Below are 16923 nucleotides of genomic sequence, written 5' to 3' on the forward strand. Positions count from 1 at the left end.
CCCTAGCCCTTCCAGTTTGTGTAACAAGAACCGTAAGCCAACTGGAGGCGAGCATAGTCGTTGGAACCGACACTTCCCTTCTGTACCAGTAGAACTCCCGGAGATGCGGGGCTGACCCGTGCGTCGCGCGGTCGCGAAGGACATCGATGGCCCGAATGGCCTTGCTGCCAGGGAGCCGATCAAGGCCCGCATCCACGACGCCCCGCCGCCTCGCGCGGGCGACCGTGAAAGCCTGTCCCTGCCACGGCCTTCACCGGTCTATGGGACAACAGCCCCGCCGAATCACTGTGGTCGACCTTCAAGCACGAGTTCTACTATCGTCACACCTTCACCCGTAAGGCTGAACTCGTTGGCGCGGTTGGTAAATGGATCGACCGCTACAACGCTACCCGCAGGCACTCCGCCATCGGTGGGTATCAGTCCGATCCGCTACCAGCGGCCGCTCCTGACAGAAGCGGCGAACGCTGCGTAACCCACTGTCCACCGCTCCCAGGGAACCCCATGCCGCGGTGGCAGGACTTCTGGGTCTCGGAAGCTCAGGTAGCCGCGGGATCGACTCCTGGACTGCATAAAATGTGTGCAGTCCAGGAGTCCGCGACCGGACTCACGGTTCAGTAGAGCGGGACGGGCTCTTGCTGGTCGACAACCTGCAGCAAGTAGTTCGTCAGCAAACGGACGTCACTCGGTGTGTTTTGCAGGCCGTTCCATTTGCGCTCGCCACTCTCACTGAAGTTCCAGGTGCCCGAGGTCCACCTGGCTACACCTTCGATCCGCTTCATCGCTTCGATGACGATATCTGTGTCCACTTCGTGTGACGCGAGGTGTTCAGTAAGGTGATCCATGACAAAACCCATGGACTGTATGCCCACGCCATGCGTGAGGCGGGAGTTGCGTGGGTCCAGCTTCCACGCCTCGGGAAAAGTGTCGCGAACCAAACCCCAGAAGGTGTTGAGGTGCGCGAGCATCTTGTCGATATCGCCGGTGCCGTCCGCAGGGTTGCGGTACTGATAGAGGGCGCCCTCATAAAGGCTGTGCTCGATCATCTTCAGAACGCTATTGTCCTTGATGTACCCATCGGGAGCCGTCGGTGTGGCAATGATTCGGTAGAACGGACCCCTAATCGTCCCGTTGAGCCGGGTCATGATCTCCGCTGGAAGCTGCCGCCGAGCGTACGCGGGGGGCAGATGCCCCGTCGTGTCCGGCAGCAACTCGTTGACCAGACCTTTGGGGAGAGGCTTTGTGTTGTTTACAAGAATGAACTGCGAGCGCTGCTCGGCCTCGTCATCGGCGATGAACGCCACCGCGGCGACGGGAAACTCACCGATGTCGGCATCCCGGATCGCTGCGCTACGCTGCTGCCCGTCCACCAGCCACGCCGGCTTATCCTCCTCGGCGAGCGTCTCGTCGATCGGGACTACCAACTCGCCGGGTGTGGAGTAATGCACGGCCTGCGAGGAACCCGATGACGGCTCGAAGCTGACCCGATTGTCGAATGCGAGGACCACAGCGTTCGGAAGCATCGCCTCATCCGATTCAAGATAGCGCTTGATTGCCCGAATATGACTCGCAACCTCAGGCCGCTGGTACCCGTGAAGCAATTCCTCCGGGTCGCGACGGATGCGGGAAACTGCCGCGAACTCATGCAGCCGCTTGCCGTCCACTGCGAAGCAGTAGATGCGGCGGGTTCCCTGCCTAACCTCCAGCGCAGGAAGGCGAAGCGTGTAGCGGTCGGCCATTATCTCTCCTCGACAGACGGACGGACGGCGATGTTGTGCATTTTTTCACAGAGCACCGACAGGTTATGGAATCCACGACTCTTGTTACGTTCAGTGCCGCGAAATATGACGATTTCTATCCCATGCTTCTGACAGAGCTCACATTTGCATGCCTTCCATGGTTTCGCTTCAAGGGTCCGCCTATATCCAGGGAGCCGCGACTTTTTGACTGGGTCGACAAGGGGTTCGTAGTCACCGAGTGCGGACAACACTTGCTCCAACGAAGCATCGCCGGTATCGAAAGCGCGCAATCGCTTGAGACACTCACGCTCAGCAGCTTTTACCTTTGATTGACAGACAGCACCAGACAATATTCTGCGCTTGAGTGCAGGATTTCCGTCCGACTGCGGGACACGGATGGCATTGAAGGTTCCATCCGTCGTATGGTAGTTGTCTCGATCGTCCATGAAGGCTTGTTTGAATGGTGACGTGCTATCGAAACTTGTAACACCGTACCGAGCAAATTCTTCCATGGATGCAACACGCGTGATTCCCAATAGATGGAACTCGGTCTCCGGGCTCCGAACTCCGTCGATCTCCCTCAGACAAGCGAGAATCTCATGAGTCTTCAACGGCACCATGCCTCCCAGCGCAATCCGTTGGTAGCCCATGCCCTGAAGGCGTTGCACACTGTCCGCGTAACTTGCCGGACTCCATCCCTGGGCCGCGCCGACAGGTTCAATCTTTCGGCCCCGAGCCTCGACACCTGCCAGGAATTTTTCGGCGTAACTGAGCGATGTTTGTCGACGCTCCGCCCAGGCCGGGTTTACATCACTATCCGCAACATCTGGATCATATCCGAAGATGATGTGGTCGATACTGATTCCAGAATCAAACCCACAGCCTTCATAGAAGTCGAGAACGTCGTCGACCGTGTATGGCGGGAGTTCCTCATTGATATAGTTGAAGGCTCCACAGTCGCCGAGTGATCTAACATCATCGGGGAGGCGGAAATACTTCTTTACGCCAAGGCGGTACAAGCGCTCCCGCTGCGGCATGGAGTATTTTCCGGCACCTTTTATAGAGCCATCAACGATGGCCTTACTCACCAATATTCCATCATAGGGCGCAGGGCTTAAAACCTCATGGGCGTACTTGTCATCTCGCTGCCGCACACGAAATGGAGAATACTCGTCGTTAATGAAGTCATAGTTCGGACTTACCATGTCCTGACTATCGGGAAAGTAGAACTTCACATGAGTTCCCTACGTGTCGATTGATAGGTGCGAATGAGATAATTGGAGAGTTCCTGGAAGTATCTACTGCCGTTCTCGATTTCATTCCAACGATATCCGATATCGTTCCATGTGCCTGCCGTCCATCGACAATAAGGCACCACAAGAGCAAGATGCTCACGAATCCGTTCAGGAGAATCCTCCCGTAACGGATCTACCGTTCCCAGAATCCGATCCATGAGACGACCCATTGCACGAATCCCAGCTCCATGCATGAGTCGACTTTTTTCCGGAGACTTTCCCCATGCGTCAGGGAAGGTGTCTCGAACAGCCGACCAGTAGATAATTAGGGCTTTGATAATGCTGTCGAAATCGGTTTCACCTCGGCCGATATCCCTATAGGGGTATAAACAGCCTGAGGGGGATGTCAAACTCTCTTGTATCATTTCAACGATCCCCGTGTCAGTAACGACCGCATTAGTTGGCTTGTTACCAGACATCGAGGCACGTTTGATCATGCCCAGGAAAGGCGAGGATTTGTCTGTGTTCAGGACATCGCAAAGTTTCGATGGGGCCTGACGGATTGCCAGACGAGCCGGGAGTGGGCTGTCCACCTCCGGCAGCAACTCGGTGACCAAGCCGCGGGGAAGAGGCCTCGTGTTGTTGATCCGGACGAACTGATCACGCTGCAAATTGACAGTGTCAGCAATGAACGCCGTGATCGGAACGGGGAAGTCCTTGCGTTGGGCACGGGAGAGGGCCAAGGCTCGCTGCTGACCATCGACGATCCAGGCTGGTTTGGCCTTGCCCTCTTCCGGCAGTGGAATGGTGAGCCTGCCGGTGTCGGAGATCCCGTCGTCAGGATGGCGGTTACCGCCCCGGGTGCTCCTGAAGACAACGTCAGGGGACAACGCCATGATGATCGGGTTCGGGAAGATCGGTACGTCACTATCCAGATACTCCACGATCTCCTGGATGTGCTTGCGTACCTGTGGTCGCTGATATCCGATCAGCTTCCCCGCCTCATCGCGACTGACGCGTGAGATGTCAGCGAAGTCCAGGATCTCGCTCGCTCGGAGCATGAAGACGTACAGCGGATAGTCCTTGGCCTGGACGATCCGGAGGGCGCGGACCTCTCGTGTCGGGGTCACTCTGGTCGCCGCCATCAAAACAGCACCTCACTGGATACTTCGACGAAGAGAGCTTTGAAACGAGCTTGCTCGCACGACAGGCCCGAATCCCTCAGCGACCGCAGCAGTTTCGTCGCCGATGTCGGTCCATCGGATATGTGCTCTCGGATGAAGGCGCGAACGTCTTCATCGGCGAGCTTCATGCCGACTGGTCGACGTCCCGGATCTGCAGGCGCCGCTGCAGTGGCATTAGAGATCAGTTTGATGAGCAATGATCGGCGTAATGGTGTACCAGACTCACGCGCTACCCGGAGAACATGGTCGGCAGCGCGCACGTTCAGAGCCTGCAAGCTACCGCCAACCGATGGCCGTAGTGCCGCAGTTACAGGAACGATCAGATCGTCGATGTCGGAACAGCTTCGCGGCGGCCCGAATACCGAAATGTTCTCAGCATCAACCAGCCGCGCCGCCGCTTCCTTCAGGTCACGAGAACACGCACGCAGGTACGCATCCGACATTACCGCGATGATCACCGAGTCGGGGTTCCGCTCGGCCAGTGCCGCAAAGGACCGCGGTTCGCCAGCGCACGGCCCTTCCCATTTCGACAAATCAAACCACCAACGCCGCGCGGCATCGGACGTTGTTGCTACGGAGTCAGGTTGGCCGTTGGCAAAAGTCGCCGCGTAGGGATGGATCGGAGCGACGGCTGGGATCAAGCCGTAACCGGCCGAGTTGACCCAGAGAGTTGCGGACGACCCAAGCGTTTCAGGCAGATTCCTGGCCACCTGCCAGTGCTCGCCCGCATACATGCTTGTCGCAGTGATCGTCGGTGAACCTGTGGAGAGCCGCTCAAGCCATGCGGCGCAACGCTTCTCCGGCGCTTCGACGTTCAAGTTCTGAAGTCGAAGGTGTTCCGGCACAATCCAGCGTTTACGGTTCGCGCACGTCACCACAACGTGAATGGCCGGATCCCGCCGGTCTGCGAGGTTTTCCATGCCTAGACGCTTCCAGCCGCGCTGGTCCAGGCAAGTTCGGCGAAGGCAGCGTGGTTATGAATGCTCTCGTCATTGACAGCCCGGATACGGTATGCCCCAATACGATTCGAATTTGCAAGCGCCTGGGCGACGTTGCGGACCATATCTTCGACGAAGACGGGGTTGTCATATCCCGCCATCGTCACGTGGCGCTCGTCAGGCCGCTTCAGCAGCGCATAGACCGGCGATGAGCCAGCGGCCTCCGCGATCGCGATGAGTTCATCGAACCAGAGGTCGGTCGGATGGTCCGCTGGGCGGACATCGATGGTGATCCAGCCTCGCTGGTTGTGCGCACCTCGATCACTGATCGCCTTGCTACATGGACAGACACTGGTGACCGGGACTACAACCTGCAGCGTAAGGCTGCTTCCCTCGCGTGCACTAACAGCGGAAACGGCACAGTTGTACTCGACAAAGGCAGGCGCACCCGTAACAGGAGCCGACCGCTCGAGGAAATAGGGAAACGCCATATGAACACGGGCACGAGTGCTCCCCATGCGTTCGCGAAGGTCATCCGCGATGCCAACGGCGCTCGCCGCACCCAACTGTTCACGCCAACTGTGAAGTACTTCGATGAAGCGGCTGAGATGCGCTCCCTTGACCCCGGGATCGAGGCTCACCGACATGTTCGCAGTGGCTACGGTCTCTCGTTTGTCTCCCTGCCCGTTCGAGATCAGCACCGGGTAACGAAGGCCCTCGATACCGACCTCATCGAGAGGGATACCTCGTACATCTGGAGCAGCCTGTACGTCCTGGAGCATTAGTCCTCCCCACGGTAGATACAACCAGACGTGCATGTCTCGCGCACTTGGATTGCGGCCAAAGGCAACTGGTCAATCAAGCGTGTCCAGATCCACTTCGCGAGCACCTCGCTGGTCGGGTTCTCCAGCCCCTCAATGTCATTGAGATAGTAGTGATCGAGTTGCTCCTCGATCGGCTTGAAAGCGACCTTGAGGTCGCCGAAGTCCATAAACCAGCCCAGAGAAGGGTCGATCTCGCCCCGTAGATGCACCTGGACTCGGTAGCTATGGCCGTGCAGGCGACCGCACTTGTGGCCCTCAGGCACGTTCGGAAGCCGGTGGGCTGCTTCGAACGTGAACTCGCGGAAAATCTCGATCAACGGATCCCCAATGTCTTGTGCGTCTGGACGCTCAACTGCCACTGCGGGTTTTCGAGGCAATAGTCGATCGCTGCCTGGGTGTTGGCGACCAGGTCAGGCCCGTCCATCGGCTGCAGCAGGAAGCGAGTGAAGTCGAGGTCTTCGAATTGATCTGGCAACGCGCCCTTCTGCGGGTAGACCAGTTTGAGGTCATCACCCGAAGTCAAGACAACCTCGGCACCCGCCTTGGGGCTCACGCACACCCAGTCAATCCCCGCTGGGGCTCGGCGAGTGCCGTTCGTCTCGATCGCGACTTCGAATCCCTCCGCGTGGAGAGCGTCTACCGCGGCCTCGTCCAACTGCAGCAAGGGCTCACCGCCTGTGCAGACGACATAGGGACGGCACCGCGAATGCGGACGGCCCTCCCAGGTCTTCGCCACTGCCGCCGCGAGGTCTGATGCAGTCCGAAACCGTCCTCCGCCCGGCCCATCCGTGCCAACGAAGTCGGTATCACAGAACTGGCAGATCGCTCGATGTCGATCCTTCTCCAGTCCAGTCCACAGATTGCAGCTCGTGAATCGACAAAACACGGACGGTCGCCCAGCGTGGCTGCCCTCACCCTGAAGCGTGTAGAAGATCTCCTTCACCCGATACATACGCGGGATCAGGCCTTGAGAGAAGTGAATGAGGGGTCGACCAAGCCGAGTTCGGCGAAGCCACGGCCGCGCAACAGACACGAGTCGCAGGTCTCACAGGCGCGTCCGTCAACCGGGTCGTAGCAACTGTGGGTCCAGGCGTAGTCCACGCCGAGTTCGAGTCCCCGCTTGATCGTCTGTGCCTTCGTCAGGTCGATCAGCGGTGTGTGGATCTTGAGCAGTTGCGTGCCCTCAACGCCAGCCTTTGTCGCCAGATTCGCCATACGCTCGTAGGCCTCGATGTACTCGGGCCGGCAGTCCGGGTAGCCGCTGTAGTCGAGCGCGTTCACACCGATGAAAACGTCAGAGGATCCAAGGGTCTCGGCCCAGGCGAGAGCAAATGAGAGAAAGACCGTATTGCGCGCTGGCACATAGGTAATCGGGATGCCGGAGTCCATGTCGTCGACGTGGTCGTAGTGCGGCACGTCAAGGGCACGGTCTGTCAACGCGGAGCCGCCGAAGACAGCCAGGTTGATGTCGGCTATCACGTGCTGTGCAGCGCCAAGTTTCGTAGCAACGAGCTTCGCGGCCTCGAGCTCCTCAGTGTGTCGCTGCCCGTACCGGAAGCTAAGTGCGTAAGTCTCGTACCCTTGCTGCTGAGCCATCGCGAGGACCGTCGTCGAATCGAGCCCGCCACTGAGCAGGACGACCGCCTTGCGCTTATCTGTGGTCACTGCATCTTCCCATCGCTTGTAACTAGAGGAAACTGCTCCGTCATTCGACACCTGGTGAGCGTAGTTTTCCAGGACAGTCGCTGCAACATTGCCACGGCCTCCGGACCCCTTTCCAATCGGGGCCGTGCAGCCGTCAGCAACCCGCCTCAACAGGCGCGGCGCCTCACCGACCTGACTACCATCCGGCTCTTGACCTTGGCTCCGTATGCACAGTGCGACTATGCCATGCCACGCAGCCGAAGAAACTGACATCCAGCTGGATTGGTAGGAAGGAACAGTTTCTCGCTACCTGACGACCATCAAGACTGTTCGATCGGCTCAGGCGCATCGGAGACGTACACCCTGACCTGACTCCATACCTGACGTTGATCAAAGAGACTGCGTTCGGAATCAGGCGACCTGATTGTAGGCATCAGCACGCATTATCCAAGGACCCTGACGTCGTCGATTGCGTCGGCGAGTCCGGTGCGGATTGTCCGGATTCTTGCCTCGAGTGGCACGACTTGTGCTGTGCTTCAGCCTCATTCAACTGACCATCGGCATGGCGTACCCGAGTCGAACCAACAGGCAACGTCAGTTACTCTGGTCCACAGCAACAGGTTGCGTCCAATAGCGTGGTACAGCAGCTCGTAGCTCGGCCGATGGGGCCAGCCTGGATACGGACGCCGTCGAAGATGATCAAGCCCCAACCGATGCGGGGCGATACAGACCCAGCCCTGCTCGAAATAGCCAGCCCCCAAAGGACGCCCAGCTCGGACTGTCGAGATGCTATGCGACAGCGATCATCTCGTTGCGATTTCAGTACCGGAACCTCAGTCTCATCACACACCTCGTAGACAGACAGCATCTCGGCCTCGCACCGAGACAGGACCTGCGGGGCCCCGGCCCGAGCGACCGACGAAACCTGTCCGGAAGCCCGGGACAACCTCAACCGGTGCGGACGTGCCGTTGTTCGGAATCATCACGCTGACTTGGATAACTTGGCCGGACTTCGACAGGAGAGCCCCGGAGTCTGGTTGCCGGATCGGACGATTCGCCGGGTGGTTCAGCCGTCGACGAAACGTTCGGCGGCGAATTCTTGGGGTCTTCTTGGTGTGGAGTCCAATAAGTGGACCGAACGAAAAAAGCCCCTGACCGTGCGGGGTGAACCGCTGGTCAGGGGCCTTTCGGCTCCCCCATCTGGACTCGAACCAGAAACCTGCCGATTAACAGTCGGCTGCTCTGCCAATTGAGCTATAGGGGATTGTTTCCCTGGCTGACCCTTCCGGACCGGCCGGAGAAAACTTTAGCGTATCGGTTGTACAGTTCCCAAATCGCGGCTCTACCTGCGGGAATGTGGGTGGGGTGGGGACGGGGTGCCGGATCGACAGGGTGGGGTGGGGTCGGGCAGGATATGGGGGCGGACTGGTCTATGGGAGGAGCTTCTCGGGATGCTGCGGTTGATCATCGGTGTGGCGGCTGGGTATGTGCTGGGCGCCAAGGCCGGGCGGGTTCGATATGAGCAGATCAGTAAGACGACCCGCGCGATCAGCGAGAGCCCTGTCACGCGGAAGGTCGTGATGATGGGGCGGCAGAAGCTCGCGGACAAGCTGAACACCCAGCCGAAGCTGGAGCCGATGGTGCCGCTGGACGAGCGGACCACGATCCTGGTGCCGCAGGACCAGCTGCGGCGCTGAGGGATTGGGGCTTTGCCCCTTGCCCCCTTGTGGGGGCCGCGCCCCCACACCCCTGCCCCGGGGCGGCGAGCTTCGCCGCCTGCCGGCTGGGTGTGGTGTGGGTATAGCGCTTATTCGTCAGACGCCTGCGAAGTCGCCTGAGTTGCCCATGGCCTGGGTGAGGAGGCTCTTGCGGTATTGCTCCAGGGCCACCAGGTCGCCGAACAGGGCCATGTAGGCGTCGGGCTGTTCGGTGGAGGATATGCGCTGGAGTTTGGACTTCAGTTCGGCGATCTGGCGGCCGACCCAGGATTCCTGGGTGCGGGCCAGGACGCCGGCGACGAAGCGAGGGATGTCGTCGGCGGATTTCACCGGGAGCGGTTCGGCGGCCAGTTCGGAGACCATGGCGCGCAGGGTGAGGTCGTCGGTGTTGTCGGCGACGGCGGTGACCCATTCGGCGCCGGTGAGGCCCGCGGCGGTGCCGCCGGCTTCGGCGATGGCGGCGCGGACGGCGACGAACGCGGGGTGGGTGAAGGCTTCGGGCTCGAGGGAGTCGAAGACCGCGCCCGCGAAGCCGGGGTATTGCAGGGCGGCGGCGAGGGTTTGGCGTTGGGGCAGCAGGGCCGGGTCCGTGGGGTTGGGACGGGCGGCGGGGCCGGGTGAAACCTCGTGGTGGGGTTGGCGTTCGGGGATGCCGGGCTTGGCGCCGGTGCGGGCGCCCTTGCGGGCCTCCTCGCCGACGCGGCGGACCACCTGCTGGATGTCGTCCCAGCCGACCCAACCGGCCAGTTTGGTGGCGTAGGCCTTGCGGAGGGCGAAGTCCTTGATCTGGGAGACCACGGGGACGGCGCGGCGCAGGGCCTCGACCTGGCCTTCGGGGGCGTCGAGGTTGTGTTCGGCGAGCAGGCCGCGGATGACGAACTCGTACAACGGGACTCGGCGGGCGACCAGGTCGCGGACCGCGCCGTCGCCGTTGCGCTGGCGCAGTTCGCACGGGTCGAGGCCGTCGGGGGCCACCGCGATGTAGGTCTGTCCGGCGAGCTTCTGGTCGCCGGAGAAGGCCTTGAGGGCGGCGGCCTGGCCGGCGGCGTCGCCGTCGAAGGTGTAGATGATCTCGCCGCGCCAGAAATTATCGTCCATGAGCAGGCGGCGCAGGATCGCGAGGTGGTCGTCGCCGAAGGCGGTGCCGCAGGAGGCGACCGCGGTCTTGACGCCGGCCAGATGCATGGCCATGACGTCGGTGTAGCCCTCCACGACCACGGCCTGATGACCCTTGGCGATCTCCCGCTTGGCGTGGTCGAGCCCGAACAGCACCTGGGACTTCTTGTACAGCAACGTCTCCGAGGTGTTGATGTACTTGGCGGTCATGGTGTCGTCGTCGTAGAGGCGGCGCGCGCCGAAGCCGATCACCTCGCCGCCGAGATTGCGGATCGGCCACAGCAGACGGCGGTTGAAACGGTCCATCGGGCCGCGCTGGCCCTGCTTGGACAGGCCCGCTGCCTCCAGCTCCTTGAACTCGAAACCCTTGCGCAGCAGGTGTTTCGTGAGGGTGTCCCAGCCGCCGGGGGCGTAGCCGCAGCCGAACTGGTGGGCGGCATTGTGGTCGAAATTACGGTCGGTGAGGTACTTGCGGGCCGCCTCGGCCCCGGGCTCGCCGAGCTGCGAGATGTAGAACTCGTGCGCGGCCGCGTTGGCGGCGACCAGGCGGGCGCGGGTGCCGCGGTCGACGCGGACCGCCGTGCCGCCGCCCTCGTAGTTGATCTTGTAGTTGAGCCGGTCGGCCATCTGCTCGACGGCCTCGACGAAGCCGACGTGCTCGATCTTCTGCAGGAACGCGAAGACGTCGCCGCCCTCACCGCAGCCGAAGCAGTGGAACACGCCGTGATTGGGCCGCACGTGGAACGACGGCGACTTCTCGTCGTGGAACGGGCACAGGCCCTTCATGGAGTCGGCGCCGGCTCGGCGGAGGGCGACGTACTCCCCTACGACATCCTCGATCCGGACACGTTCACGAATCGCCGCGATATCGCGGTCCGGAAGTCGGCCAGCCACCCAGCGAGTCTAGCCCCCGGGGCCCCGACACGCGCTTCCCCGCCTCTCCGCGCCTCGGCGCACGACACAGTGCCGTTGATTGCCATGCATGCGGGCCGGCGGCCAGGCTCCGAACCGATTTCGGACGTCCCCGATGAGTTGCCCCACTCGCACCGAAACCAGTCGTCCGATCCCCGACGACCTGCGGCGGAGCCGAGCTGCGAAGATCGATGCGTGCTCAGCCTCTACCACGACGCCCGGACGCCGGTGCACGTCGTGCCCGCGGGGGTGAAACTGGCCGGGCTCGCGGTCGCGGGGACGGCGCTGTTCTTCGTGTCGTCGATCACCGTGCTGACCGGCGCGCTCATCGTGGTGCCGGGCTTGTACGCGCTCGCGCGGATTCCGTGGCGGACGACCGGGCGGCAGGTCCTTACGCTGCTGCCGTTCCTGGGGTTGATCGTGATCGCGCAGGTGATCTTCACCGATGCGCGTACGGCGGTCCTGGTCGGGGAACGCCTGCTCACCCTGGTCCTGCTGGCCAATCTGGTGACCTTGACCACCCGCACCTCGGCCATGGTCGACACCATCGAACGCGCACTCACCCCGCTGCGCCCGCTCGGCGTCCGCCCCGAACGGGTGGGCCTGCTGGTCGCGATGACCATCCGATTCATCCCGGTCATCCGTGAGCAGGCCGAACTCGTGCGCGCTGCCCAGCGGGCTCGCGGCATCGAGCGCAGCACGGTCTTCCTGGTCCCGCTACTGATCCGCACACTACGGATGGCCGACGGCGTCGGCGAGGCCCTGGACGCTCGCGGCCTGGACTGACCGGTCGGTCCGGCACCCCTTTAGGATGCCTCGGGTGCGTAGTAGGGATTTGGCGCAGATCGCGCTGTTCGCGGCAATCATGGTGGTCCTGGGATTCTTCCCGCTGATCCAGTTGCCGGGCGCCTTCGCACCGTTCACCTCGCAAACTCTGGGCGTCATCCTGGCGGGCTCGATTCTGGGCGCCAAGCGCGGCGCGCTGGCCATGTTGCTCTTCGACGTCATGGTCTTCGCGGGGCTGCCGGTGCTGTCGGGCGGGCGCGGCGGCCTGTCGGTGATCATGGGCCCGACGGGTGGCTTCGTGATCGCCTATCCGATCGGCGCGCTGGTGATCGGCCTGCTCACCGAACGGGTGTGGAAGCACTACAACCTGCCGCTGGCCCTGCTGATCAACTTCCTCGGCGGCGCGATCGTGCTGTACGCCATCGGGATCCCGTGGATGGCCGCGGCCGCGCACATCTCGCTGGGCAAGGCGATCACGACCTCGGTGGCGTTCCTGCCGGGCGATGTGGTCAAGACCGTGATCGGGTCGCTGGCCGCGGTGGCGGTGCGCAAGGCGTATCCGATGATTCCGGCCCGAGCATGATCGAACTCGACGGCGTCTCACACCGATTCGGCGAGCGCGAAGTACTGCGCGACCTGGATCTGCGTTTGAGCGAGCACCGGATCGCCGTCGTCGGCGCGAACGGTTCGGGCAAGTCCACCTTCGCGCGGCTGCTCAACGGCCTGCAGGTGCCGACCGCGGGGACGGTGCGCGTGGACGGCCTCGATACCCGCAAACAGGGCCGGGCCGTGCGCAAACTGGTCGGATTCGTCTTCCAGGATCCGGATGTGCAGATCGTCATGCCGACGGTCGCCGAGGACCTCGCCTTCGGCCTCAAACACCACGGCGTCGCCAAATCCGACATCCCGCAACGGGTCACCGAAACCCTCGCGACCTACGGCCTCAGCGAATTCGGTGACCATCCCGCGCATCTGCTCAGCGGCGGCCAGAAGCAACTGCTCGCCATCGCCGCGGTGCTGTCGGTGCGACCGGAGTACGTGGTGTTCGACGAACCGACCACCCTGCTCGACCTCCGCAACACACGCCGCATCACCCGGATGCTGCGCGACCTCCCGCAGCGACTGGTCGTGGTCTCCCACGATCTGGACCTGCTCGCCGATTTCGACCGCGTGCTGGTGTTCGACGAGGGCCGCGTCGTGGCCGACGGCCCGCCCGCGAAGACCATCCCGCACTACGTGGCCATGCACTCCGACTGACGCTCAGTCCGTGCGCTCCGGCTGAGCCTCAGTCCGTGCACTCCGGCTGAGCTTCAGTCGATGCACTCCGGTTGAGCCTCAGTCCATGCGCGCCGACTGAGCTTCAGGCCATGCGCGCCCACCAAGATTTCAGTCCTCGCGCCCGAACAGATGCCGCCGCACGTGCGCGTTCAACCGCTGCCCGGGCCGCGCGTTGAACGCCATGTGCACGCTCACCCGCGGAATCTCGCCCTGTACCGGCGTCACCCGGTGCCGGGACCGCCGCCCGGCGTGCAGCACCAGCGTCCCGGGCACGGTCGGCAGCATCTTCACCATGTGCCGGTGCCGCATCGGCAGCCCGCCCCCACGCTCGATGAAAGCGCCGGGCAGCGGGATGTATTCGAGCGCTCCGCCCCGCTCCGGCGCGACGATGTGCAGCATCACCGTGTAATCGGACATGTCGTAGTGCCAGTCCTGCGCGTCGCCGTTCTCGTGGATCTGCACCGTCATGGCGCCCAGTTCGTCGGCGGACCGGTAGGCCTGCTCCCCCACCAGGTGGGAGACGAACTCCCGCAAGGGTTCCCAATGGTAGAGCGCCTTCAACGGCGAGGAGTCCGGAATCCGGTCGCAGGCCACGGTGTATTCGAAGCGCATGGCGTCGCCGAGTCCGTCGGAGAGCACATCGGCCGCCATCTCGGTGACCGCGGCGGGCCGCAGGAATTCGGGCAGCACGGTGACTCCGCTGACCAGGAAGTCCGCCTGCGACCGCTCGATCACCTCACGCAGCCGCGCCACGGACCGCCGGTCGAGCGGATATCGCTCGAGGTCGACCAGGTCGTCCACCTCGCGTGTCATCGCGCGCCCCCTGCCGCCGGATTCACCGAAATCAGGGTATCGCGGCGGCGATGCGTTCCAGGCGGCTCTCGGTGTAGGAGGCGATCTGGTCGACGATCACCCGCACCCGCGCGGTGTCGTCGGCGGCTTCCTCCCACCACGGCAGCAGCAGCCGGTCCAGCCCGTGCGGGGCGGCGGCGAGCAGCCGGTCGGCGACGAGCAGGATGCGTTCGCGCTGCCCGGCCTGCCGCACCCGGTGGATGGGGTCGGAGAGCACGTAGCGCAACGCCATGGTCTTGAGGACCGCGACCTCGGCGGCCACGATGCGCGGCACCTCCAGATCGGCGTCGTAGCGCGACAATTGGCGGCCGCCCCACGCGGCGCGGGTGGCCTCGACGGCGGCGGTGGCGAAGCGGCCCACCAGATCGCTGGTCAGCCGTTTGAGCGCGACGGAGGCGAGCAGCGAGCCGTCGTACTCGGCGGCGGCCGCGACCACCGGTAATTCGGAGAGCCGCTGCGCCGCGGCCACCATGTCGTCCACGGAATGCGCGGCATGCCGTTGCGCGCCGAGTTCGGCGAGCGCCACCTGTTCGACCGGATCGGCCAGGGCGCGCAGGTCGATGCGCCCCACGATGACCCCGTCCTCGACATCGTGCACCGAATAGGCGACATCGTCGGCCCAGTCCATGATCTGCGACTCCAGGCACTGGCGGCGTTCGGGCGCGTCCTTGCGGACCCAGTCCAGCCGGTCCATGTCCACCCCGTAGGCCCCGAACTTGGAGCTGGGACCCGTTCTGCCCCACGGGTATTTGATGACCGCGTCCAGGGCCGCCCGGGTCGGGTTGAGCCCGAAACTGACGCCCTGGTCGTCGATCACCTTGGGTTCGAGCCGGGTGAGGATGCGCAGGTTCTGCGCGTTGCCCTCGAAACCGCCGTGCGCGTCGGCGAATTGGTCGAGCGCCTTCTCGCCATTGTGCCCGTAGGGCGGGTGCCCGATGTCGTGGGCGAGCCCGGCCAGGTCCACCAGGTCGGGATCACAGCCCAGGCTGTCGGCGATGCTGCGGCCGATCTGGGCGACCTCCAGCGAATGGGTGAGCCGGGTGCGCGGGGTGTCACCGTCGCGGGGGCCCATGACCTGGGTCTTGTCGGCGAGCCGCCGCAGCGCGGCCGAGTGCAGTACCCGGGCCCGGTCGCGCGCGAACTCGCTGCGCCGGGCGGGGCACGGCGACCAGCTCAGTCCGGCCGTGTGCTCGGTCTCGGGAACCATGCGTTCCCGGTCGGCGTCGGTGTAGACCCCGTCATAGTCGATGCGTGCGTTCATTGCTCACTGATCCGCCGTGTATTTGAAGTCCGCCGAGAAATGGGTCAGCTGATACCAGAGCAATGCGAAGGTCTCCCGGAAGATCCCGTGCGCCTGCGATTCCCGCGTGTACACCGCGGGCCCGGTCCTGGTGGGCGCGGTCCAGGCCGACAGCCCGGCGTCACGCGCCATGGTGCGGGTGCGCAGCGAATGCCAGGGGTCGCTGACCAGCACCACCGACGATTTTCCACGCGCCAGCAGCGCTTTCGACACCGCTTCCACGCTTTGCAGGGTGTCGGAACCGGTTTCGACGGCCAGGATCCGGTCCTCCGGGACGCCCTGGTCCTTCAGGTAGTTCTTGCCCGAGGCCGCCTCGGTGTAGTTGTCTCCGACCCGTTTGCCGCCCACCGTCACGATCATGGGGGCGACCTGCTTGCGGAACAGCTTGTGCGCCTGGTCCAGTCGCGCCTCGAACACCGACGACGGGGTGCCGTCGTACTGGGCCGCGCCCAGCACCACGATGGCGTCGGCGTGGGCGTAGTCGTCGATGCGGGCCACCTGCCACACGTGCAGTGCGGTGCCGCCCACCACGACCAGGCCCATCAGCACCCCGCCGACCAGCAGCCGCCGCACCCAGCGCAGCGTGCCGCCACCGCGTCCGGAGGCGGTGGATGTGGCCATGTCCTGTGCCGACCGGTCCGGTTCGGCTCGATGGTTGCGGAGTCTCACCAACCGCGTTGCCGCCATTCGGGCAGGTGCGGGCGCTCGGCGCCGAGGGTGGTGTCGTCGCCGTGGCCCGGATACACCGCGGCGTCGTCCGGATAGCGGTCGAACAGTTTGGTCTCGACGTCGCCGAGCAGCGAGGTGAACTGCTCCGGCGACAGGGTCCGGCCCACGCCGCCCGGGAACAGCGAGTCACCGGTGAACAGGTGGACGCCGCCAGCGCCGTCGGTCAGCGCCAGCGCGACCGAGCCGGGCGTGTGCCCGCGCAGGTGAATGGCCTCCAGCACGAGGTCGCCGACGTGAACCTTGTCACCGTCGGCCAGCAGCCGGGCCGGGGGCACCGGTAGCGGCGCGGCGTCCAGCTCGTGCGCGGCGGTCGGAATGTCGGTGGCCGCCACCACATCCGGAAGCGCGAACCAGTGGTCCTGGTGCTGGTGGGTGGTGACGATGAGCTCCACCCGGCCCGGGGCCTCTTGGCCGATGAGCTCGAGGATCCGCCCGGCCTCGTTGGCGGCGTCGATCAGCAGGGTCGCGCCGGTGGCGGCGCACTGCACCAGATAGGTGTTGTTGTCCATGCCACCGACCGACATCTTCACGATGCGCGCGCCCGGAACCTCACGCTGCTGCGGATTGGAGCCGGGCGAGACGTGGCCCGTGTAGGGCGAATCGATGGTGATCACCTCACCGATCGTAGTCATGGCTCCCGACACAGCGTGCAGAAGAAACCGACCCTCCGC

Annotated in this window: 17 protein-coding genes, 1 tRNA gene and 1 pseudogene; 5 read left to right on the forward strand and 14 right to left on the reverse strand. The window is 63.6% G+C overall.

Going from position 1 to position 16923, the window contains the following annotated elements:
• Positions 1 to 273: 273 nt before the first annotated feature.
• Positions 274 to 618: pseudogene (locus tag ABZ412_RS09735) on the forward strand (integrase core domain-containing protein); the annotation flags it as partial.
• Here the strand turns inward: ABZ412_RS09735 and dbpB (ABZ412_RS09740) are convergent.
• The 9 genes from dbpB (ABZ412_RS09740) to ABZ412_RS09780 all read right to left on the reverse strand — a co-directional run bounded on the left by dbpB (ABZ412_RS09740) (position 612) and on the right by ABZ412_RS09780 (position 8825).
• Positions 612 to 1736, reverse strand: a complete 1125-nt coding sequence (dbpB, locus tag ABZ412_RS09740) for a DGQHR domain-containing protein DpdB (RefSeq protein ID WP_357278540.1) — start codon at positions 1734 to 1736, stop codon at positions 612 to 614. The pseudogene ABZ412_RS09735 and the gene dbpB (ABZ412_RS09740) overlap by 7 nt on opposite strands.
• Entirely contained in the window at positions 1736 to 2971 is a 1236-nt protein-coding gene (dpdA, locus tag ABZ412_RS09745; RefSeq protein ID WP_357278542.1) for a tRNA-guanine transglycosylase DpdA, read from the reverse strand. The genes dbpB (ABZ412_RS09740) and dpdA overlap by 1 nt, the downstream gene beginning before the upstream one ends.
• On the reverse strand, positions 2968 to 4116 hold the full coding sequence (gene dbpB / locus ABZ412_RS09750) for a DGQHR domain-containing protein DpdB (protein WP_357278544.1): 1149 nt from the start codon (positions 4114 to 4116) through the stop codon (positions 2968 to 2970). The genes dpdA and dbpB (ABZ412_RS09750) overlap by 4 nt, the downstream gene beginning before the upstream one ends.
• The gene (locus ABZ412_RS09755; RefSeq protein WP_357278546.1) at positions 4116 to 5075 is read right to left on the reverse strand and encodes a hypothetical protein; all 960 of its coding nucleotides are present in this window, start codon (positions 5073 to 5075) and stop codon (positions 4116 to 4118) included. Before ABZ412_RS09755 ends, dbpB (ABZ412_RS09750) begins: the two co-directional genes overlap by 1 nt.
• Positions 5076 to 5077: 2 nt before the next feature.
• The gene (gene folE2, locus ABZ412_RS09760; protein WP_357278548.1) at positions 5078 to 5875 is read right to left on the reverse strand and encodes a GTP cyclohydrolase FolE2; all 798 of its coding nucleotides are present in this window, start codon (positions 5873 to 5875) and stop codon (positions 5078 to 5080) included.
• Positions 5875 to 6231, reverse strand: a complete 357-nt coding sequence (gene queD / locus ABZ412_RS09765; protein ID WP_357279023.1) for a 6-carboxytetrahydropterin synthase QueD — start codon at positions 6229 to 6231, stop codon at positions 5875 to 5877. Before queD ends, folE2 begins: the two co-directional genes overlap by 1 nt.
• Entirely contained in the window at positions 6231 to 6869 is a 639-nt protein-coding gene (queE, locus tag ABZ412_RS09770) for a 7-carboxy-7-deazaguanine synthase (protein ID WP_357278550.1), read from the reverse strand. The genes queD and queE overlap by 1 nt, the downstream gene beginning before the upstream one ends.
• 8 nt (positions 6870 to 6877) lie before the next feature.
• Positions 6878 to 7582, reverse strand: coding sequence for a 7-cyano-7-deazaguanine synthase QueC (gene queC / locus ABZ412_RS09775; RefSeq protein WP_357278552.1), 705 nt, complete (start codon positions 7580 to 7582; stop codon positions 6878 to 6880).
• A gap of 1170 nt (positions 7583 to 8752) precedes the next feature.
• Positions 8753 to 8825: transfer RNA gene (locus ABZ412_RS09780), tRNA-Asn, on the reverse strand.
• A gap of 187 nt (positions 8826 to 9012) precedes the next feature.
• Between ABZ412_RS09780 and ABZ412_RS09785 the strand changes: the two genes are divergently transcribed.
• On the forward strand, positions 9013 to 9258 hold the full coding sequence (locus ABZ412_RS09785; RefSeq protein ID WP_357278554.1) for a hypothetical protein: 246 nt from the start codon (positions 9013 to 9015) through the stop codon (positions 9256 to 9258).
• A 117-nt stretch (positions 9259 to 9375) separates the two neighbouring features.
• Here the strand turns inward: ABZ412_RS09785 and dnaG are convergent, their stop codons facing one another.
• Positions 9376 to 11289, reverse strand: coding sequence for a DNA primase (gene dnaG, locus ABZ412_RS09790; RefSeq protein WP_357278556.1), 1914 nt, complete (start codon positions 11287 to 11289; stop codon positions 9376 to 9378).
• Positions 11290 to 11502: 213 nt separating this feature from the next.
• Between dnaG and ABZ412_RS09795 the strand changes: the two genes are divergently transcribed.
• From ABZ412_RS09795 to ABZ412_RS09805, 3 genes are read left to right on the forward strand one after another with little or no spacing between them, the layout of a single operon-like run.
• Positions 11503 to 12093, forward strand: a complete 591-nt coding sequence (locus ABZ412_RS09795; RefSeq protein ID WP_357278558.1) for an energy-coupling factor transporter transmembrane protein EcfT — start codon at positions 11503 to 11505, stop codon at positions 12091 to 12093.
• A gap of 34 nt (positions 12094 to 12127) precedes the next feature.
• The gene (locus tag ABZ412_RS09800; protein WP_357278560.1) at positions 12128 to 12676 is read left to right on the forward strand and encodes a biotin transporter BioY; all 549 of its coding nucleotides are present in this window, start codon (positions 12128 to 12130) and stop codon (positions 12674 to 12676) included.
• Positions 12673 to 13350 (forward strand): ABC transporter ATP-binding protein, encoded by a 678-nt coding sequence (locus tag ABZ412_RS09805; protein WP_357278562.1) that lies wholly within the window; start codon positions 12673 to 12675, stop codon positions 13348 to 13350. Before ABZ412_RS09800 ends, ABZ412_RS09805 begins: the two co-directional genes overlap by 4 nt.
• Positions 13351 to 13479: 129 nt before the next feature.
• Here the strand turns inward: ABZ412_RS09805 and ABZ412_RS09810 are convergent, their stop codons facing one another.
• From ABZ412_RS09810 to ABZ412_RS09825, 4 genes are read right to left on the reverse strand one after another with little or no spacing between them, the layout of a single operon-like run.
• Positions 13480 to 14184, reverse strand: a complete 705-nt coding sequence (locus tag ABZ412_RS09810) for a hypothetical protein (protein ID WP_357278564.1) — start codon at positions 14182 to 14184, stop codon at positions 13480 to 13482.
• Positions 14185 to 14215: 31 nt separating this feature from the next.
• On the reverse strand, positions 14216 to 15484 hold the full coding sequence (locus ABZ412_RS09815; protein ID WP_357278566.1) for a deoxyguanosinetriphosphate triphosphohydrolase: 1269 nt from the start codon (positions 15482 to 15484) through the stop codon (positions 14216 to 14218).
• A gap of 3 nt (positions 15485 to 15487) precedes the next feature.
• On the reverse strand, positions 15488 to 16144 hold the full coding sequence (locus ABZ412_RS09820; protein WP_357278568.1) for a YdcF family protein: 657 nt from the start codon (positions 16142 to 16144) through the stop codon (positions 15488 to 15490).
• 44 nt (positions 16145 to 16188) lie between these two features.
• A complete protein-coding gene (locus ABZ412_RS09825; RefSeq protein ID WP_357278570.1) occupies positions 16189 to 16884 on the reverse strand; it encodes an MBL fold metallo-hydrolase in 696 nt (231 codons plus the stop codon).
• Positions 16885 to 16923: the final 39 nt, after the last annotated feature.

This window comes from Nocardia sp. NPDC005746, assembly GCF_040630785.1.
GTDB lineage: Bacteria > Actinomycetota > Actinomycetes > Mycobacteriales > Mycobacteriaceae > Nocardia.